The organism is Paraburkholderia saeva (genome assembly GCF_907164555.1).
In the GTDB taxonomy this organism is placed as follows: domain Bacteria; phylum Pseudomonadota; class Gammaproteobacteria; order Burkholderiales; family Burkholderiaceae; genus Paraburkholderia; species Paraburkholderia saeva.
Genome location: NZ_CAJQZC010000008.1, coordinates 201,697 through 221,361, shown reverse-complemented (window position 1 = coordinate 221,361; position 19,665 = coordinate 201,697). Strand labels below are relative to the sequence as shown.

Annotated in this window: 18 protein-coding genes and 1 pseudogene; 3 read left to right on the top strand and 16 right to left on the bottom strand. The window is 63.9% G+C overall.

All coding sequences use genetic code 11. The features are described 5' to 3' along the window. Positions 1-200: 200 nt before the first annotated feature. A pseudogene (locus LPA36_RS21075) lies at positions 201-340 on the top strand (carbonic anhydrase); the annotation flags it as partial. A 211-nt stretch (positions 341-551) separates the two neighbouring features. Continuing rightward, the gene (locus tag LPA36_RS21070; RefSeq protein ID WP_228880974.1) at positions 552-1,022 is read left to right on the top strand and encodes a ribonuclease; all 471 of its coding nucleotides are present in this window, start codon (positions 552-554) and stop codon (positions 1,020-1,022) included. A 166-nt stretch (positions 1,023-1,188) separates the two neighbouring features. Here the strand turns inward: LPA36_RS21070 and LPA36_RS21065 are convergent, their stop codons facing one another. From LPA36_RS21065 to LPA36_RS21055, 3 genes are all read right to left on the bottom strand, one after another. Further along, on the bottom strand, positions 1,189-1,374 hold the full coding sequence (locus LPA36_RS21065) for a hypothetical protein (RefSeq protein WP_228880972.1): 186 nt from the start codon (positions 1,372-1,374) through the stop codon (positions 1,189-1,191). 79 nt (positions 1,375-1,453) lie between these two features. Beyond that, positions 1,454-1,870, bottom strand: coding sequence for a DUF1398 domain-containing protein (locus LPA36_RS21060; protein ID WP_228880971.1), 417 nt, complete (start codon positions 1,868-1,870; stop codon positions 1,454-1,456). 57 nt (positions 1,871-1,927) lie between these two features. Beyond that, a complete protein-coding gene (locus LPA36_RS21055; RefSeq protein WP_228880970.1) occupies positions 1,928-2,398 on the bottom strand; it encodes a MarR family winged helix-turn-helix transcriptional regulator in 471 nt (156 codons plus the stop codon). 489 nt (positions 2,399-2,887) lie between these two features. Between LPA36_RS21055 and LPA36_RS21050 the strand changes: the two genes are divergently transcribed. Next, the gene (locus tag LPA36_RS21050; RefSeq protein ID WP_228881158.1) at positions 2,888-4,015 is read left to right on the top strand and encodes an aminotransferase class V-fold PLP-dependent enzyme; all 1,128 of its coding nucleotides are present in this window, start codon (positions 2,888-2,890) and stop codon (positions 4,013-4,015) included. 398 nt (positions 4,016-4,413) lie between these two features. On the opposite strand, the gene LPA36_RS21045 is transcribed toward LPA36_RS21050, so the two are convergent. From LPA36_RS21045 to LPA36_RS20985, 13 genes are all read right to left on the bottom strand, one after another. Continuing rightward, on the bottom strand, positions 4,414-5,013 hold the full coding sequence (locus tag LPA36_RS21045) for a porin (protein WP_228880968.1): 600 nt from the start codon (positions 5,011-5,013) through the stop codon (positions 4,414-4,416). Positions 5,014-5,070: 57 nt separating this feature from the next. Further along, positions 5,071-6,252, bottom strand: coding sequence for a hypothetical protein (locus LPA36_RS21040; RefSeq protein WP_228880966.1), 1,182 nt, complete (start codon positions 6,250-6,252; stop codon positions 5,071-5,073). A gap of 14 nt (positions 6,253-6,266) precedes the next feature. Further along, on the bottom strand, positions 6,267-7,400 hold the full coding sequence (gene tssA, locus LPA36_RS21035; RefSeq protein ID WP_228880964.1) for a type VI secretion system protein TssA: 1,134 nt from the start codon (positions 7,398-7,400) through the stop codon (positions 6,267-6,269). Next, the gene (locus LPA36_RS21030; RefSeq protein WP_228880963.1) at positions 7,397-11,635 is read right to left on the bottom strand and encodes a type VI secretion system protein; all 4,239 of its coding nucleotides are present in this window, start codon (positions 11,633-11,635) and stop codon (positions 7,397-7,399) included. The genes tssA and LPA36_RS21030 overlap by 4 nt, the downstream gene beginning before the upstream one ends. A 37-nt stretch (positions 11,636-11,672) precedes the next feature. Continuing rightward, the gene (locus tag LPA36_RS21025; RefSeq protein ID WP_228880961.1) at positions 11,673-12,425 is read right to left on the bottom strand and encodes a DotU family type IV/VI secretion system protein; all 753 of its coding nucleotides are present in this window, start codon (positions 12,423-12,425) and stop codon (positions 11,673-11,675) included. A gap of 68 nt (positions 12,426-12,493) precedes the next feature. After that, positions 12,494-13,858 carry a type VI secretion system baseplate subunit TssK gene (gene tssK / locus LPA36_RS21020; protein ID WP_228880958.1) on the bottom strand — a complete coding sequence of 455 codons (1,365 nt, stop codon included), beginning with the start codon at positions 13,856-13,858 and terminating at the stop codon, positions 12,494-12,496. A gap of 138 nt (positions 13,859-13,996) precedes the next feature. Beyond that, positions 13,997-14,488, bottom strand: a complete 492-nt coding sequence (locus LPA36_RS21015) for a hypothetical protein (protein WP_228880955.1) — start codon at positions 14,486-14,488, stop codon at positions 13,997-13,999. Positions 14,489-14,558: 70 nt separating this feature from the next. Further along, positions 14,559-15,983 carry a dicarboxylate/amino acid:cation symporter gene (locus tag LPA36_RS21010; RefSeq protein WP_228880953.1) on the bottom strand — a complete coding sequence of 475 codons (1,425 nt, stop codon included), beginning with the start codon at positions 15,981-15,983 and terminating at the stop codon, positions 14,559-14,561. Next, on the bottom strand, positions 15,983-16,681 hold the full coding sequence (gene cuyB, locus LPA36_RS21005; protein WP_228880950.1) for a cysteate racemase: 699 nt from the start codon (positions 16,679-16,681) through the stop codon (positions 15,983-15,985). Before cuyB ends, LPA36_RS21010 begins: the two co-directional genes overlap by 1 nt. A gap of 9 nt (positions 16,682-16,690) precedes the next feature. After that, positions 16,691-17,971, bottom strand: a complete 1,281-nt coding sequence (locus LPA36_RS21000) for a dicarboxylate/amino acid:cation symporter (protein ID WP_228880948.1) — start codon at positions 17,969-17,971, stop codon at positions 16,691-16,693. A gap of 22 nt (positions 17,972-17,993) precedes the next feature. Continuing rightward, a complete protein-coding gene (locus tag LPA36_RS20995; protein WP_228880946.1) occupies positions 17,994-18,911 on the bottom strand; it encodes a substrate-binding periplasmic protein in 918 nt (305 codons plus the stop codon). A 94-nt stretch (positions 18,912-19,005) separates the two neighbouring features. Then, positions 19,006-19,263, bottom strand: a complete 258-nt coding sequence (locus LPA36_RS20990) for a hypothetical protein (RefSeq protein WP_228880944.1) — start codon at positions 19,261-19,263, stop codon at positions 19,006-19,008. Between the two features lie 13 nt (positions 19,264-19,276). After that, positions 19,277-19,663 carry a DUF4280 domain-containing protein gene (locus LPA36_RS20985; RefSeq protein WP_228880942.1) on the bottom strand — a complete coding sequence of 129 codons (387 nt, stop codon included), beginning with the start codon at positions 19,661-19,663 and terminating at the stop codon, positions 19,277-19,279. Positions 19,664-19,665 lie beyond the last annotated feature (2 nt).

Sequence of the window (19,665 nt, the reverse complement as noted above, 5' to 3'; positions counted from 1 at the left end):
CAACACTGCTGCGATGTCCTGATAGATATTTGAGCGCATGCTGTCTTCTCGCAAAGTGGAGTGACCACAGAGGCGGGCTGCATACTTCTGTAGTGAACACCGACTGTAAACATAGGACAAATTTCCCGGCGTTTCACATTTTTTGTTCGCGACTGGGTCGCTCCGTGATTCGCTGAATCGGAAACAGCCTGTGGGAGACGATGCTGGGGCTGAAACCAGGTGAAGCGGCAGTAATCCGTAACGTCGGCGGCCGGGTCAACAAATCGTTGCTCGAAAAGCTGGCGGTGCTGAGCGCGTCGCGGAAGCAGCGGGACGCCCAGATGGTGCGCGCAATCTCATTTCTGTCTGCAGTATGAGATGAAGGATGACTTGTATCTGATTGCGGGGTGCCGCCATCGAAGAACCGCTGCCAGATGGAGCGCGAGTACGCGCCCAGGTTGCCGGGTAAAAAATTCCTGTTTCCGGACGAGCATTGATTCACTCTGGCATTAGCGATACTCTTCAATCGTCCGTGACCGTCGAATGCCAGTCAACCCGGAGACAATCGTTTCATGAAGCGAGCGTGGGCTTTATCCTGCATCCTCGCCTTGAGCGCGATCCTCGGTGGATGCGACAAGGACGGATCGCGAAACGCCACTCCGGAACCGGGCGCATCCGCGAGTCAGGCGCCGGCTCAGCCTGGGCAGGCCGCGAGCGACACGCCCGCCGCATCAGGCGTGCAGGGGCGGAACGCGCCGGCCACCGTCACCAGGGCGCAGTTGCCGGGGGAAGCAGCCGAAACACTGCACCTGATCAAATCGGGTGGTCCCTTTCCTTTTGGGGAGGACGGCGTCCTGTTCCGCAACAGCGCGGCATTACTGCCGGAGCATCCGCGCGGCTATTACCACGCATACACTGTTCGCACGCCCGGTCTGGCGGATCGCGGGCAGCGCCGCATCGTGTGTGGTGGACCGCGCAGGCAGACGGGCGACTGCTACTACACGGACGATTACTACGGCAGTTTCAAACGCATTGCAGAATAACTTGAGCCGAAACGTCGCGAGCCTCCTGTAAAACAGACGACGGACGTCGTGTTCCCGGAGACCTCACCGCGATGGCACGATCAGTGGCGCCGGTACGGGGACCGTCTTCTGCCACCGCATCCCGCTCATATCCGGTCGACCCGCCCCCGAACTGCGCCTCATCCCTTCATGTTTGCCTTGCTGCGCGCTGTTCGGGATACCACGACGTAAACTTCATCGCCGCGACAAGTGCCACGACCGTCGCGATCACTCCCGTCGAATGTGGCACTGCGGGCACGTAAGCCATCAGAATATCGGCTAGCACGAGCGCACCGAACGCGATAAAAGGGCTAAACGCCAGAAGAAGACTCATGTCGAACTCCAGTGGCCGGTCATTCACGCACGACGATCCACGGCAGCAATGGACCTCGCAGCTTTTCCAGTCTTCGCCGCTACTGACCGCCTGGCACCGGATATTCCTCGACGTATTTTTCATCGTGGCACCCGTAGTACGTCACGGTGCGCGCCATCAGGTCGACGTCGTAACGGACGACGCCCGCACGCCACGACGCCGCCAGAAACTCCGGAAACGAGCTCTCGCCTCTCTGATCAATCCGCAGCGCCTTCACGAGTGCGTGCTCGTCGAACGATGGCACATCAACGGCACCCGAGACCAGTGGCGTGCCCTGCACGACGACGGGCCCATCTTCTGTCAGGTACAGGCTCTCGCATGCAGGCAGGAACCACACATTGCGCGTCACCCCAGCGCGCCGAAGGGTATCAGCCAGGTAAGGAAATCCGCCCACTTTCGGACGGTTGGACATGGCACGCTGCTGCGCGGCCTTCAGATTCTCTATCGCCTTGCTCATTGCTACCCTCCTCATTGTGGAAATGCTGCAGCGCGAACGCGTGGCGAGTACCGCGCCTCAGTCCACGGGAATGTTGTGCATCTGATGGATATTGGCCAGCTTCTTCAGTAACGCTCGAAGCGTGGCTCGTTCATTCGCATCCAGAGCACCGAAAAAATACTCGTCGTTGCCGTCGGCAATGGTTGTGAGTTCGGGCAACGCCCGTTTGCCCTGTCGAGTCAGCGCGAGTAGTTGCACGCGGTTGTCTTCCTGACTCGTCGCGCGCGAAATCAATCCCTTGGATTGCAATTTGTCGAGTACTTTTGAAATGGCGCCGCGAGTCATGCCCATTGCGTCGGCGAGACCAGCGGGAGTCACGGTAGCCCCTTTCCCGATCTGGTTCAGTGCGACCCATTCGGCGACCGACAAGCCTTGCTCCTGCAACTCGCGAGCGAACGCGCCGGAAACATGGTTGGAAACGAGTCTTACCCAGTAGCCCAGATGCGTTTCGAGAACGGGCGCAGGCTGTATCGCAGTCGCAGGGTCCACGAAAAATTTCCTTCCATGTAATTTCCATGGAAACCATTATGATTTCCATGGAAACATTTGTCAAGACTTTCAGAAGATGGCCTGACGCGACCAGACTTCGAGGTCATCTCAACGCGACGACGAACCACTGAGGCCCGGCTGCGAGCGGACGCTCCCCGAATGTGCGTCGACGGGCAGCAATAACTTGTCCGCAGTGGCGTCTGGCCGACCAGCCTGCCTTTGTTGTACGCGTCACAGGATTCGTCGGTCTTCTTCATGGCACACTCCCACAAGAAAGACGGGAGTTTCATTTTGTTACCACGCTTCGCGGCAAAGGTTCACAATCGTGCCGATTGTTGCCGCTGGAGCAACCCGGGCGGCGTGGCTCGACGGCTGATTCATGCCGAAACCTGCTGGATGGGTCACGGGCATTTCGGCCGATGCCGTTGCAGGTGGCTTTCGTTAGAATCTGTTTTCGATTCCTTTATTCGTCTATTACCGGAGGCGAACGTGCCAGGCTTACTCCCCGATGTCGATCGCGAGGGACTCCTCGAATATTCAGTCGTTTACACCGACCGATCAATCAACCATATGTCGCAGCTCTTTCAAGGCGTCGTACGCGATATTTCCGGTACCCTGAAAAAGGTCTACAACGCGAAATCGGCGATTGTCGTCCCGGGCAGCGGGACCTTCGGCATGGAAGCCGTCGCGCGGCAGTTCGCGACGAACAGGAAGTGTCTGGTCATCCGCAATGGCTGGTTCAGCTTCCGCTGGTCGCAGATTTTCGACATGGGCAGCATTCCGTCTGAATCGATGGTGTTGAAGGCGCGTCCGGTCGAACAAGGAAGGCAGGCCGCCTGGGCACCGGCTCCGATCGAAGAAGTGGTCGCTGCGATCAGGGAAAACAGGCCGGATCTGGTCTTTGCGCCGCATGTCGAAACCGCATCCGGGATGATGCTGCCTGATGCGTATTTGCGCGCTGTGTCCGACGCTGTTCATGACGTTGGCGGCATGTTTGTACTGGATTGCATCGCCTCCGGTACGGTCTGGGTGGATATGCAGGCCAGTGGCGTCGATGTCCTGATCAGCGCGCCGCAAAAGGGATGGAGCGCGTCACCCTGCTGCGCACTGGTCATGCTCAGCCCTCTCGCCCGCGAAAGAATCGACGCAACAACCAGCACCAGTTTCGCCTGCGATCTTCGCAAGTGGCTGCAGATCATGGAAGCCTACGAGAACGGCGGGTTCGCTTACCACGCCACGATGCCCACGGACAGTCTCGCGACGCTGCGCGACGTCATGAAGGAAACCGAGGCATATGGCTTCGACAAAGTGAGAGCGGAGCAGGTTGAACTCGGCAAGCGCGTTCGCTCACTCCTGGAGGCCAAGGGTTTCAGAAGCGTGGCGGCCGAAGGCTTTCAGGCTCCGGGCGTCGTGGTCAGCTACACGGACGATGACGGCATACGATCGGGCAAGAAATTCGCCGATGCGGGCTTGCAGATCGCGCCCGGGGTTCCCCTTCAATGCGACGAGCCTGCGGACTTCAAGACCTTCCGCGTCGGACTATTTGGCCTGGACAAACTGCATGACGTCGATGGCGCGGTCGCCAGGCTCGCAAAGGCGTTGGACAGTATTCTTTAGGGTGCTTTTCCGGAGCATGTGCGCATGGCACGCCCTCGCAACCCCATCGGCAGGAAGACTCCGGAACCTGCCGGAATAGCTATGCGCACGCTTCGTGCCATTACAGTCGTTCAAGTCAATCGGTTCGCCCCTTCGACAACGCGTGTCTTCAGGGTCCGTGGCCATTCGCATCCGCGGGATGGCCGGAACCGCTAGCGCCTGCGGACGGTTTTGCTGCCTTGTGCGCGCTTGCCCTCCGGGTTGCGACCGATTCCCGTTCGGGTCAAGGCGCGGATGTTCGTATTGCGGCCACAAACCCGGGAATCGTCGCATCAATTTCCGGCTTGGTGACCCGTGCATCTCGCCGTCTTTTCCGCATATGGGACTATCTCACGCTCCATTCCGATCCATCACGCGGATCAAAACCTGTGCCGGATTCCGACTATGAGAAGCTCCTGGTGAGATGTCCCCGGATCGGCGTACGAATCCGCGATCACAGCCTGTGCCGCCCCACTTCCGTTCGAACCGGATGCATGACCGTAACTCGCCGACGCGTAGAGATCGGTACGCTTGCCAGGAAGGTAGTCGGCCGCAAGCGTCAGCTGATGACAGGTTGCCGATGAGTCACCATGCGACTTCAGGTAGTCGTATCCCAGTTCGAACGAGGTCGCAGGCGTCGCCTGCCAGAAGACAAACACCTCGCCGTTGTTATAGCGCTCCGCTTGCGAAAATGTCGAGAAGCCGTCCGGCAAGTACCCGGAGAAACTGTAGTACCCACCGACCGTCACATTACCCGCATTGAATGCGACTCCAGTTCGCGCAATGTTGAACCTGCCTGCACTCGAGTACGCCGAATTGACGGGTGTAAAGAAGATGCCCGTTGCGCTGCCTGTTCCTCTTGTCGATTGAGCGCCGTTTCCATTATCGGAACGGAAGTATCCGCCAGCAAGCGTGAGCGGACCCGCAGCATAGTTTGCTGCAACGCCAACCGGGTATTGCCCGGTCAGACTGTCCGACACCTTGCAGGCATCTCGATGGCCCGGCAAAGGTCGGCCCAGAAACGCGTGCGCAGCGAATCAGGTTATCCGGCTCGGCCTGCCATTCGGGTTCCTCAGGAATTCGCTGGCGTAATAGCGGTGCTCCTGCTTGACGCCGTCGACCCACACATAAAGATTGACAATCGCCCACGCGAGATTCAGCCCTTCACTCGCGAGGACATCGAGACAGTTATGGAGATTGTCGCGCGTGGGCTTGTAGTGACCGCTGTTGTTGTCGATCGTGCGCAGCACGCCGTCTCTGATTACAAGGGTGCCCGCGGAAATCACGTCCTTGCCCGCATTGAAGGACGAGTGGTTGAAAAACATCGCATCGCCAAGCGGATCGGCGTCCTTGGTGAAAAGCGTTCCGTAACTATCCATCGCGTACGCCGTCACCTTGAACTGATGCGTCGTGATCTTCTGGTCGTTGCTGTCGTATAGCGCCCCGTCCGGTCCGACCATCGCGATGTATTGCAAACGCTCGGACTTGTTCAGATAGTTCACGTCGCCCGACGTCATGTTCAGCCGGCCGATTTCGTCGAGAATCTGGAAGTCGTCGAGCGTCAGATTGTGAACATCCTTCGCGGCGACGGCGATCGCCTGATCGCGTCTTGTGCGGTCACGCGGAAGCGAAATCGCCTGGTTAGCCGCGAGACCCTTGGTGAGATAGTCATGCGTGGCGTGCACGCCGCTGCCGGATATCGCCTGCGTTTTGTTTGACGTCAGATATGAGAGACGCTCGTTCTGATAATCGGCGCCCATTGGCTGCAGGGGTCTGACGTTCGGCGCACGCGCGCCCAGTTGCACGCCGGAACCGAGTACGGCCAGCTTGTGCTTGTCGAAATGGAGCCGGCCGCGCAGGTCAGCGGTCATGATGCCGAGGGCCTGCAAACGCGCGTAGAGTTCGCGCACCGCCTCGGTACCCAGATTGGCGATCGCAGTCCTGCGCGCGATGAACAGCGTTCGCACTTCTTCTGTATGAGTGAAGGTCGTGGTGCGGAACTCCGACTTGCCCCGCTTTAGCTTCAGCCAGTCCTTGCACGCGATAACGATATCGTTAAGACGGGCGATTTCGCGGGTCGAATTGGCCGTCCCGTTCATTTCTTTCCAGTACGCTTTCAATGCGGTATCCACCGCCCGGATGTTGCTGCCACGCGCTCTCAACATCGCATAGCTCTTGTCCGTCGCGGTTTTAAACGCCTGGTATTGAGTGTTCAGCATGTTCCAGATCTCCGTTAGTCGAGTCCAAGCATCGACAGATAGCGGCTAACACCGCCTTCTTCACGCGCGACTTCGCGCATCAGTTCGGGAAGCGGCAGACGCCCCCACACCACTGCACGCTTGAGCAGATACGGGGTCGGGCTATGGGGTTCCTGCTGCGCCAGATAGTCGGCGATCCTGGCCAGCATCTGATAAGCGTGATCGCGGCCCGCGATCGTTGCGTCAAAGGCGACCGTCTCCGCGCACGCAAGCCGCGAATCTGGCGCTGCCATCGGGACATCTGCCGCGGATAACGGCATGAGCGCGCCGGAGGCGGCAACCTGCGATGCGGGCGGCTCGCCTGACGCCTCCATACCCTGCACACCCTGCGGCCCGAGCAAAGCGGTCACCGCACGCAGCAGGCGCTCGAGCGCCGCCGACACCCGCGCGAGACTCGGGGCCGAGTCGCCCAGACGCGCATCGACCGATGCGGCGAGCGCGGCCCACTGCACGCTCGCCGCCTCCAGCTGCCGGTGCATATGAACCAGCGCCGTACGCGCCGGCCGCAACGCCGCCGCATTCAGAATCAGCTCACGGGTGAGGACGGCTGCGCCCTCGTCGTCCTCCACTGCGGGCGCGACCGCGCTGCGCTCCCAGCGATCGAGACTGATCGTCTCGGGCTCGTTCGCATCGATCATGAGCAACGGCACATGCAACGACAGCACCTGCGGAAATACTTCGTTGGTCCACGCAAACGGCGCGCAGCGCGGGTCCACATCGCCGTCTTCGATTCGCGGATGCGCGCTGTCCCAGTAGCGCTCTGCCAGCGCCGTCATCAGACGCGTGCCCGCGAGAAAACCGTCGACACCATGCAGCTGCGTCCACGCTTCGCACAACCACGCAGCGAGCTGAAAGTCCTTGCTGCGATGCTGAAACGCGTCGCTGCACAGGGAAGCGACGCGCTTCCAGTCAGCCTTGACGAGCGGCCGCTCCCATTCGCCCATCGGCAGCGTGTGGTCGTCTTCCTCGCGCGCGTTGCGGATCGCCTGATACAGCGGGTCGTAGCGCAACGCGAGGCCGGCCGGATCTTCGCCGGGCACGGCGGCGAGCAGTGCATCGGGATCGACCGGAAACGTCTGCGCCAGGTCTGTCGTGTGGATCGCGTTCATAGGGCACTCCATTCGGGCGCGCGTGTCGGGAAACTGCGCGGCCAGGGCAATGGCGTCTTGCGACCGGCGGGCATCAGCGTGACGCGCAGAAAGACCCGCCCTCGCGACTCTTTGGGCAGCAACGGCGCATCGGTCGGGTTCGCCGCGCCAAGCGGAAATTCAAGCCGCAGTAACTGCGACGCGGCATCGGCGCGCAAGCTCGAATCCGCCACACGCTGGCGCGAAATCGCCGTAATCAGCGCCCACGGATCGTTGAACTGCCACGTCAGCGTGCGGCCATCGGTCGACAGCGCGCGCTGCTGCGGATCGTTAAGCGCGACGAGCGGCGAGTCCTTCGCGAAGCGCAGCGTCAGCACCACGGGCATACCGTAGTCCCAGTGCAATGGATGAGGCGCATCACGCATCGACACGCTCTGGGCGCCGAACGTCAACGTCCAGTCGATCACCTGATTGCCGGCGATCTCGCCGTCGCGACTCGCGCGGAACTCTACGCCGACGTCATAGCCGGTCGGTGCGCCGGCGTCCGACGGATAGAGCGGCGCGAGCAGCGTGCGCACGTGGTTGAAGTTATCGACGAACTGACGCACCGGCACCCCGGCCACGTTGCTGCGTACGCCAGTCGTACCGCGCGCTGCGACAAACGTGGCCGATACGCCCTGGTAGCGTTTCAGCACGCCGCCGAGTTCGCCGAAGTCGGCGCTGGCGGAGCCGTCCTCGCGCACGGGAATCGCGCCGCCGAACGGTTGACGCCCGGCGACCGAGCGGTTGAATGCCGTCGAAAAGTCACCCCATTGCTGGCGCAGGTCGAATGTGTAGCCGCGGCTGCAGGTCGCGAGCAGCTTGTCGTAGAGCTGCGCGTGGCGCTGCGCGAAGTAGTCGTCGCCGCCGCTCGCGGAAGGACGTGCGGCGAACTTCTCCATGCAGCCGCCGTCGCCCTGCTCGGCCGCTACCGTCTGCACGAACTGCTCGAGATTCAGCAGACTGCTGTTGGGGTTTTTCAGCTGGTATCGCTCCAGATCGCGATTGATGGCCTGCCAGCGCTGGGCAAGCGGCGTCGCAAGATCCGTTGCATCGAGCGCGGCCAGATAAAACGATGCCTCGTGCCCGAGCGCCAGCGCACGTGCGGACTGCTGCGCGAGATAAGGCGCGAGCCCCGCCGCATCGGGCACACCAAAGGCGGCAACCAGCAGCGAACGCGGGGGCCGCACGCCGTCGGACGTCGCCGCGGGCCGCGTTGCGTAGAGCTCGGCCTGCGTCAGCGCGTCGTCGACCGCGCGCAGATGCGCGAGCGCGTCGCGCGAGACCAGCATGTCGAGGTCTTCGATGCGCGCGTTCGCGCCCATCTCGGCCAGCATCGCCTTGATCCTGACGAGACGCGCATTCGCTGCGTCGAAACTTGCGCTGTCCGGATCGCCCTGCACGGGTGTCACGGTCGCCGCAGCAGCGACGGCGTCGGTCGCAAGGCGCGCGAACTGCATATCGAGCGCCTGCCCGATCGCGGGCTGAGCGGCCGTGGGCAAGCCGGTCAGCCCTTCCGCCAGGAAGCGCTTGCGCGTGTCGCCAAGCGTCAACGCCTTGTCGAGTTGCGCGCGGTCCCACACGATCACCGCGCCCTCCGGCAAAACCGGCAAAGCAAGATCACGCGGTGCGGCCATGAACGGCTGGTTCAGGAGCGCCGTCAGACCGTCGCGCAGTGCAACGCGCCCCGGTGCAAGGGCGTAGCGGCCGTCCTTGTCGAGCCACACCACGCCGCTGTCGGGGCCGCCGAAACGCTGCACCAGTTCGCTTCTGAACACCTGGAACGCGGTGCCCGACCGGTCGCGATCCTGCGCGACGATCTCGGCGCCGATCAGACGGTTTTGCGCGGCCTGCGCGAACAGGCGCTCGTATACCGGACCGGGCGAAAACTGTTCGCGCCGCATCCATGCGCCCTTGCCGGCGGCGAGCAGATCCTGCTGCGCGTTGATTCCCGCGACGATCGAACGGTAGTCCGCCGTCATCTGGCCGGCGTCGCCACCGGCCGTACCGGCGAGCGACAGATTGCCGAGATGATCCTTCACCGCGCGTTCCGCGACGAGCAGCGCATTGTTCCTGAAGAGCCGGTCATCGAGCCGCTGCGTGCCCTTCTCGAACGTGCAGCGCACCGGCTGTTGCAGGACCGCCAGACCGGTGCCGGTCAGGGTGGTAGCGTCGCCCGCGTAGCTCCGGCCGCCGTCGGGATCGCGATAGAAAAACGGCAGGCTGCCCGACACGTTGCCCTGCAGTTCCGCGCCGAGCGTGTAGCGCACCACAAGCCGGAGCGCTTCGGCATTTCGGGGGTCGGGCCGCTGCAGCTGCTGCAACGCGCGTAAGGTCGCGTCGAGCTGATCGATTGAACCCACGTAGCGCTGCATCGCCCGCAGCTCGGGCAGGTCGTCGACGGAAAGACTGCCTGGCTGTCGCTGGGCTGAGTCCATGCCTTCCGGCGCGATGCAGTCGTCGCCGGTAATCAGCTGGCCGCTGGACGGATCGCGGCCGACGCCCGTCAGCTGGCTCACGCGCGCAAGCAGTTCGCGCTGGATCGCGGTGACCGCGACATCGCCGAACGCCTGCTCGAAGCGGTCCCGCACGCGCCGGTCGAGATCGTCGAAGAGGCTCCACGAACCCGGCATGAAGAACGACGACGAGGTCTCGGCCGCGAGCCGCTGGTTCATCGCGATCAGCGAGAGCGCCTCGCGCCGGTACCAGTCGGGCGACAAATCCTGCGTATGCTGCGCGGCCATCGCGCGCTGCTGCCCGACGCTGTGCAGTTCGCCAAGCGCCGCCACCAGTTCGACGTTGCGGTAGTGCAGTTGCCAGCTCGCCGCGACGAGGCCGATACCCCAGCCGCCGAGCAGCACGATACCGCCCCAGCGCAACGCCCGGTGCACCACTGGCCGTGACAGATGCTGCGAACGCGACGGCCGGGTCAGCCCGTATTCAGCGAAGATTTTCTTTTCGAACAGGTCGCGCAGAAACGCCGGCTGGAGCATCAGCTCGTTGAGCATGTCGCCGGCTTCGTTGCGATCGTTGCGATCGTGACGGTCGCCGCGCTCACCACCCGCGCCGAAGAGCGGTTCGACGCGATTCGCACGCTCCTCGTACAGCACCAACGCGTCACGCGTCGACCCGTCCAGCGCGCCACGACCGTCGGCGTCGGCCACGAGGGCTGCATCGAGACCTTCGCCTGCGCCAGCTGCGTCGCCGGTCAGCGCGACGCCGTCCTGCGCAATTTCGCTGCTGTCGCCCGTGAGATAGATACCGCGGAAGAAGAACGGCTCGTGATATGCGCTCGGGCGCAGCAGTTCTTCCACATAGCGTTGCAGTTGCGCACGCAGGCCCTCGATACGCGAAGGCAGCATCAGAAACGCGCGTGCGTCCTGATCGCCCGGCGCGAGCGCGAACAGCTCAGCGGTCGCATCGGAGACCGCGCCTGTCATGCAGGCCATCGCGGTGTCGATCCAGTCAGGCTGATATGTCGTCGACAGGTCGTACGGCGAAGACCAGCCCAGCATGCTCGAGCGCATCGACTCGGGCAGCGCCCGCGCGAACGCGGCAAATCCAGGCAGCGCCTCGCAACCGGTCACCACGACGTAGACGGCGAAGCGCACCGCGAAGCGGTTTTGCGCGAGCCACAGCCGGCGGTGCGCAAGTTTCGCGCGACGCACCAGTTCGAGCTGCGCATCGGTGTCGCCGGCCAGCAGCATGTCTGCCGGCACGGTCACGACGACGCTGTCGAATGGCCGTTGCGGACGATAGCTGCGGCACAGGCCGAGGAATTCGTCCCACGGCTTTTCGTCGCCGTCGTCGTCGGGCGAGCCGAGCCACGCGGCCTTGATGTCGATCACCACGCCGCGGTCGAAGAAATTCCACGCGATGCCCTGCGTCGACGCCGCGCTCGACGCATCGGCACCCAGCGCGCTCGCCACACCGGATTGCGCGATCGGCAGCGGCTGGCGTTCGTCGCCTTCGTTGAGCACCATGATCCACGGCACGTTGTAGCGCTCCGCGCGCGACGCGATATTGCCTTCGATCAGTTCGACCGCCTGACGGAACGCCGTGCGCAGCGAATCCGAGCGCAGACGCACGATCTTGCGCTCGCCCTCCGGCTTCGTTCGCGCGCCATGTGCGGCGAAGTAAAGCACCGCGCCCAGCACGACACAGACAACCAGCGTCAGCACGCCGATCGATAACAGGAAGAGATTGCTCGTCAGCATCGACGTCTCCCCGCATGCTTCATCTGAAGGATTCGCATCACGGTGCGCCTCCCACCAGTGTGTCGGCGCGCAGCGCGTCGCGCACCGGCCACGATTGCCATAGCCACAGCACCTCCGAGATCGCCAGGAGCGACACTGCGGTGAGGACGAAGATCACGGTCCAGCGTGTGACCGTCGGCAGCTTGCGCGGCGCGATGTGCGACAGCGTGCTTGAATAGGCGGCGTCGACCAGCACGCGATCGCGGCCGCCAGGATCCGGCCTGCGCTGGTAGACGAATTCGTACAGCTCCTCGCGAAAGCCGCGCAGGCGCGCGTCGGTCTCCACGCCGCGAAACCGGCCGTGAAAACCGAGCGCCAGCGCGAACAGATACAGCCGAGCGAGGTTGCGACGTGACGGCTCGCGATCCGAAAGCAGCTGCTCGATACGCGTGAACACGAGGTCACCCGCGACGTTCGTGCGAAAGAGCGTCGATTCGAGTAGATACGCGCTCCAGTGCGAGCGCCCCGCCCACGGCGTGTTCAACAGGATTTCATCGGCGAGTACGGCCTTCAGATAGCGCGCGTCCGCGACGTTCTCCATGTCGAAGCGTGTGCTGTCGCGGCGCGACTGCAGCGTCTGGATTTCAAGCAGATTCAGCAGATGCCGGTGCACCCCCTGCGCGGCGGCTTCGGGATCGGTATCGTGTGCCTCGGCAAGACGCGTCTGCACGCTCATCAGTTCGCCGATGAACGCGCGGAACTGGGTAGCGATGAGATCGTCGTCCTGACTGTCGGGTCGGTAGCGTGCCATGCGTTTTATCAGCGTCCTGTTACCTGTTCTGTCACCTGTGGGTGCCCGTGTATCCAGCGTCGTCGTGGCTACGCGTTGCCGGCGGCCGACGGCAACGACGGCGACCCGCCTTTCACGAACAGCAGCATTTCCTGTGGCCGCTGCGCATTCGCACCCTCGTTCGGATTACCGATCACCAGCAGTTCGTCACCGTGGATCAATGCAGGATCGGCTTCGATCTCGAACAGCAGATAGCCGGTTCCCGAGCGCACGCCCAGATCGTCCGCGTGTTCGACGACGCGCCGCGATGCGCCCAGCACACGCCGGCTGCGCAGCGACGGATAAACCGGCTGCGAGCCGATCACCGCGCCCGCCATCCACGTAAGCAGATCGCGGTCGGACTGGCCGCGCAGACCGATCACCAGACGCTCGCCCGTCCATTCCGTCTGCAGGCCGATTTCGAATGCGCCGTGGCTGAACAGGAACTTGTGCTCGTGATATTTCTCGCTCACTTCGGAGACCGACTCGCGCAGCGCGCGCAGCAGCGGCGTGAAGATCGCCTGCGGATCGGCGTGGTCGTAGTCCTGCGGCACGGGCGGCATGCCGCCTGGCCGGAGCATGCTCAAGGAGCCGAGCAGCGACGTCAGCGCGAGATACAGCGTCAACGGATGCAGATGCGGCGTGCGCAGCACGGCTTCCACGAAGGGCAGGTCGCTCAGGAGACAACGCAGCCGCTCTTTCAACTCCAGCTGGGTCAACCGGTCGTCGGTCTTCGACGAAGGAATGGTCATCTGCCGCGCGACGAACGCGGCCTTGCCGCGCAACTGGCCGAGGAGCGCAGCGACACTCGTCCACAACGGGTTGTCGCGGCTCACTTCGAGTAGCGGCGGTAGACGTTCGCCGAGCCGCACGACCTCGTTGTCCTTGTAGACCGAACCGATGCACATCGACACATGCAGCGCCGAAGGACGCTCGCCCGCGACCAGCGTCAGATTCGGCAGTTGCCGCGGGATATCGGCGGGCGGTGCGTCGGACACCTCGTCCTCGACGGGCGCGCCGCGCGTCGAGCGGAACCGTCTGACCTGCGCATCGCGGCGCATCGTGCCGGCGACGGGCAGCGCGAGATACAGATCGAGCGCGCCTTCGGCGATCCGCTCCGCCAGCGGCGCCAGCGAAAGCTCGAGCGAACCGTGGCCATCCGCCTCAGCGGAGTAAGCGACCGCCGTGCCGTCCGGCATGATGGCTTCGAGTTCGAGCACGCGCACGAGGCCGGTGGGCAGCAGGCCGTTGTCGAGCACGAGGCGGCGCACACCCCAGCTGAACGGCGCAGCCGCGAGCGTCTGCCATGCGACGAGCGAATCGAAGCGCGCCGACATCAACTGGAAATGTTGTGGCGCGAGCAGCAGCCCTTCATGCCACTCGACACGATCTACGACGTTCATCGCTTCATGCATGGGAAATCGTCCTGATAAAGCCTGAGGGACCTGAGAGGCCCGGGGGGTGAGACGCGACGCGGATCGTTCGCCACGAGGCCAGCCGCATGTGGCCGTATAAAGCACAACGGACGGCGGAAAAAGCACATCGCGGCATGTTCACTGTGTGTCCGAGACGGAAAAGGCTGTGCTATCCAGCTGCACGACGAGCGTGCCGCCGAACTGCTGGATCCGCACACGATGAGCGCCCGCCTGCGGGTAACCGGCGAAGACGAAGGCGCCCGCCACCCGCGCGCCGTCGAACGTCTCGCCGGACACATCGAGACGTTGCCCCGGCACCAGCTCCCAGCTTTGATAGCGCAGCCCCTTCGGGAACGATGCAGCGAGGTCCGCCCGGCCGTCGAACCACTTCGACGCGGGCAACGCGGTGATACGGTCGACGAGCGCATCGTCGGTCACGAGCACGACGTCGACCGCGACGGGGCTGTTACCGTTGACGTCGTCGCTGGCGATCAGCGTCACCTGTTTCCACTTCACCTTGTCGCCCTTGAAGCTCAGGAACGACGGCACCGCGCAACCGGCCAGCGCGCAGGCAGCGATCATCACGAGCAGGCAGGCGGCCGTCCTGCGCAACGTGTACGCACTATTCATAGAAAGTCTCTCCATCCACTGGCCCGCGTAGCGGCGTTAAAACATGGGGATCCGGGGAGCGGGAGCCGTTTCATCTCGCCCCCACGCCGACACCCATCAACACGATGAGCGACGCGGCCATCAGCGCGCAGCCCACGGCCAGCGCCAGTTGCACGCGTGAAAACGAAAACTTCAGCACGGCGCCGTGCGGATCGGGCGACATTGCATCCACTGGCGCGACGCGCTCAGACGGCAAACCCGCCGACACCAGCGCGACCACCGCGCAGGTCGAGACGAGACTCAGCACATTGCGCGGGCCGTCACAGATCAGATCGATCGCGATAAAAAGCGCGCCCGCCGCTTCCACCGGCAATTGCAGTGCGGACAGCACAATCGCCGCATAGCCGACCGTGCCAAGCCCGTTCTGGCCCGACGAAAGAATCGCGGCGACGGTCGAGCCCACGGCGATGAGCACGATGTCGGCGGGCCCGATCGGCCGGTCGTACAGGTTCGCGACAAATACGGTCGCCAGCGCGAAATACAGCGCGGAACCCGCCCGCACGAACACGGAGCCGAGCGGCACGACGAGCTCCACTACACCGCGCGAGAAACCGAGCCGCACGCTCATCGCCTCGAGCGTATGCGGGATCGGCGCGGTCGCGCTGCCCGAGGTCAGTCCCACGAGCAGCGGCGCCTTCAGGTCGGCCAGTACGCGCAGGAACGGCAGACGCGCGATCCTGGCCATGACGGCAATCGCCACCACGCACAGCACCAGCGCCAGCCCGATGAAGTCGAGCAGAAAGCTGCCCATGGCGAAAACGGTCGCACGCTGTGTGTGCATCGTCAGATGCGCAGCCGTGCCAAACGCGAGCACGGGGATCAGCAGGTTCGCGTACTCGATTACGTGTTCGAGCGCGCGGTAGATGCCCTCGAACACGTTGGTCAGCATGCCCGTCTGTTCGCGCGAGAGCGCCGCGAACGCCATGCCGAAGAGGATCGTGCCGGTCAGGATGCCAAGCGTATGGCCTTGCGCGAGCACGCGGTAGAAGTTGTCCGGCACGACGTCGCTTAACGCAAAGCCGATGCGTGACGGCAATGCCTCGGCAGCACTGCTGGCGAACAGTGTCATCGGCACTTCACCGCCGCTGCCCGTGCTCTCGAGCACCAGCGTGCCAAGCTGGGTTCGCGCTTCATGCGACAGTTGCGCACCCGGCGCGGCGAGCAATCCCAGCATCGTGCCGCCCGCCGCGCCCAGCGCGACCAGCACCACGGCGACCGCGAGGATCGTGCCGGCGCGCACGGCCGGACGCGGCAACGCGAGCACCTGACGCAAGCCGAAAAACGTGGCGACGACCAGCAACGGCACCGCCGCCATATTCACCACCGCGAGATAAAGCTGCCCGACGACCCACGCGAGCGTCGATGGCGCTTCGGAAACCGCGCCGGTCACGCCACCGGCGACGAGGCATAACAGAAGCCCCGGCGCGCTGTTGGAGAGTTTTTTGAGCGCGTTCATCAGAACCTGTTCCAGCCGCGTTCGGTCGCATACGCGACCGTCGCGCGGGCAAGTTCGAGCGTACTGTCGATCAGCGTGAAGCGCGTCTCGCCGAGTTGCTGCGCGGCCACCGGAATTTCGGTGCAGCCCATGATCGCCGCCTGCACGCCGCTACCGGCCAGCGCGTCAAGCACGTCCGCGAGCGCGGCCGAACCTTCGGCAAGCCGCCCTGCCTTGATATCGCGAATACAGGCGTCGAGCCCGAGTTGCGTCGCATCGTCGGGTACGACAGGTTCGATATCGCGCGCAGCGAGCGCCTGCTGATAAAACCCGGACGCGAGCGCGCCGCGCGTCGCCAGCACCGCCGCGCGCGAGATACCAGCCGGCACGGCGTCCACACAGGTCTGCGCGATGTGAAGGACGGGCGCCGCGCTGCGCGCGCACATCTGCGCGTACCAGTGATGCGAAGAATTGCATGGGATCGCGATCAAGCCCACCTCGTTACCGTTGAGCAGGTCGATTCCCTTCAGCAGATAAGGCAGAGGCGCTTCGTCGCCGTTCAGGATCGAGCGCGAGCGGTCCGGAATCTGCGGCAGATTCGCCACCATCATCGGCACGTGCTGCTGGTCGCTTTCGGCGCAGGTGAGGCTGATCACCTTCGCCATGAAGTCGACCGTGGCAAGCGGCCCCATCCCCCCAAGTACGCCGATCATTGTCATGACGCGCGCCTAGATCTTCAGGGGCCGCGGGCAGATCATCGACACGGCCGCCGCATTGCCGATCACGAGGATCAACGTGCGCAACATGTCGCAGACAGGATCGACCGCGAGGAAAAGAATAAAGGCCGCCTCGAACGGCAACTGCAGATACGCGCAGGTCATGCCGATCAGCGAGACAGTCACGAGGCCGGTCATGCCCGCCGAGGCAAAACCGGCCAGCACGGAAGCGAGCAGCACCGTGCAAACCTCGACCACGCCAAGCGTATGACCGTAGAGCTGGGCGATGAAAAGCGTGGCGCAGACGTAGTACACCATCGGTCCGACGCGCAATAGCGACACGGCGAGCGGTACCAGCAACTCGACCCGCGAGCGGGCAAAGCCGAGCCCGTCGACGAGCGTTTCGATCATGCTCGGCATGCACGCCGCGCTGTTGCGCGTGGCCAGCGCGAGCGCGAACGGCGCGCGCAGTGCGTCGAGCGTCACGCCCAGCCGCTGGTTCGAGCGTTTCCAGATCACGACGACCGCCAGTACCAGTAGCAGCACTGCCGTCACGAAGAAGGCGATGACGAACTGCAGCATCGCGTGCAGCGGCCCGACGCCCGACTTGCCGAGTTGCGCAGCGCTCATGCAAAAGAGAATCAGCGGCAGCGGATAGCTCAGCCAGTGCATCAGTTTCTGGCAGGCGTGATAGACCGTCTCCAGCGACTGGCTCAGGCCGACCGAAATACGCTCCGGCACACGGCCCACGGCGAGGCCGAACAGCAGCGCGAACACCAGCGCCTTGAGTGCGTCGCCGTTGGCGAGCGCCGCGAAAATGTTGGTCGGCACAAGGCTCGTCAGGACATCCGTGAAGCTGAGCGACTTCGGCGGGATGTCGGTGCCGTACAGGCTCATCACCGTGTCGCTGGAGGTTGCGTCTCCGCCCACCATCACGCCGAACGTGTGCATCGTGCTGCTCGACAGGTTCGCGCCCGGATCGAGCAGCAGCAGCACAATCGCGCCGACCACCGCGACGATCGCCGATGCGCCCGCGAACACCGTCACCACGCGCAATAGCAGGCGCGAAGCGCCGCCGTCACGAAACAGCCGCTGCAGACTGAAGATGACCGCCGAGATCATGAACGGCAGCGTCGTCATCTTCAGCAGATCGACGTAGATATCGCTCAGCACGACGAGGCGCTGCGATTCGCCGGGAAAGAGCAGGCCCGCCGCGCCGCCCAGCACGAGGCTGCCGATCACGATCCACGGGTTGAGCACCAGAGCGTAGATCTTGCTGGAATTGAGTGTCATGTGCCGGATCCGGTTGGCGAGATCAGTAACTGGGTGCCTGCAGAACGGCGGCGACATCAAGCCGCTTCGCGCGATCCGCAAGGAACTGGTTGACGAATGCGAGCAGCGCCGGCTCGGTGATATTGACAGCGACGGCCAGCGTGTCCTCAAGGTCTTTCAGCGTCACCACGCGCAGGCGCAGCGACGCGGTCGGATCGCTTTTTAGCACGCGTTTGACCTCGAACTCGTCGCGAAACGCGGCGGTGATGTCGCCGTCGTTCAACGCCTTGAGTACCGCTTCCCATGTCGGGTAACTCATCAGTTTCGCGTGCGGAAAGTTGCTCAATGCGTATTCCGCGTATGACGACTTTTCCACCACGCCGAGCGTGCCGTCGTAGGCGCGGATCACTTCGGGTACGGGGCGGCCATGCGCGAGCTGCGCGAACTTCACGCGATTGAGCAGCAGCGCGCGATTGAGCCGCAGATAGGGCTCGCTGAAGCTGATGATTTCGGTGCGCGGCAACGTGCGCGACAGTTTGCTGACCGCGAGGTCGGCCTGGCCTTTGGCGAGCAGGCCAACGACGCCGTCGAACGTCTTCGCGTCACGGTTGAACCGCACTTTCACGTTGAGTTTGTGGGCGAGTTCCTTCGCGAGGTCGATGTCAAGGCCGACGAGCTCTCCGTCGTGCTGTTCGAAGAACGGCGGCTGGTCGACGCCCAGCACCGCGACCACCAGTTCGCCCCGGTTGACGATGCGCGCGAACGCCGGCGCGAGCAGGCGACCGTCGGGCATCTGCACGAGGCCCGTCGATGTCAGGACCGGCGCGGGTGCAGATACGGCCGCGGGCGCAGGTACGGCCGCAGGGACGCGCGCGGCAGGTGCCGGAGGTGCGGCGTCCGCGGCGAGCGCGGGCGCGCCGGCGCTCGCGACGACGAGCGCCAGGCCTGTCGCGCAAGCCATCGCGACGTGCGTTCGAAGGACTGCGGCGACACGTCGCCGGCAGTGTGAGGCAACAGCTGAAATGAATTTCGCAAACGACATGGGGCGGCCGGTCTCAGTTCGTCGAAGAAGAAGCGGGAAGCGACGCGACGTCGCTCGTACCTGTCTGCTGGGTCTGTGCGGGCGCAGGCGCGACCGCCGTCGTCGTGGCCATTGGAGCGGCAACATTGACCGCCGGCTCTGCGGATACACCCGGCGCGGCGAAGCGCACGCCGATCTCGACGCCCAGCAGGAAGAGGAGTGCGCATAACAGCACGGCACAGGTAACGGCAATCGTCACCATGCGCGAGGTCATTGAAAAAGCGTATTGCATCGTGTGTCTTTCCTTAGGGAACCATTGTGTCGACCTGCGCGGGCATCACGATCTGGATCACGCCGCCCCACGCGCACATCAGCTTCGACGTGTTCTGCAACGCCGGCTGGCTGCCAATCAATACCGTGGGCGAGCCCGGCGCCCACGGCGCGGATGTCATCGGAACGCACGGCATTGGCGTGAGGACGCCCAGCGCGGCGGCCGTCGCGGCGGCGACCTGCGGGTTACCCATGCAGTTGCACATGCCGAACGGCGCGACGTTCACGATCGGGGCGTGGTCCATGACGCAGGCAAGCGGTGCGAGACCCGTCACGCGATTCACGGGCAGCACCGACAGCACCCCAGGCGCGGCGCCAAAGCTGCATTGCAGAGCGCTGCCGGCGGTAATCTGGATGCCCATGG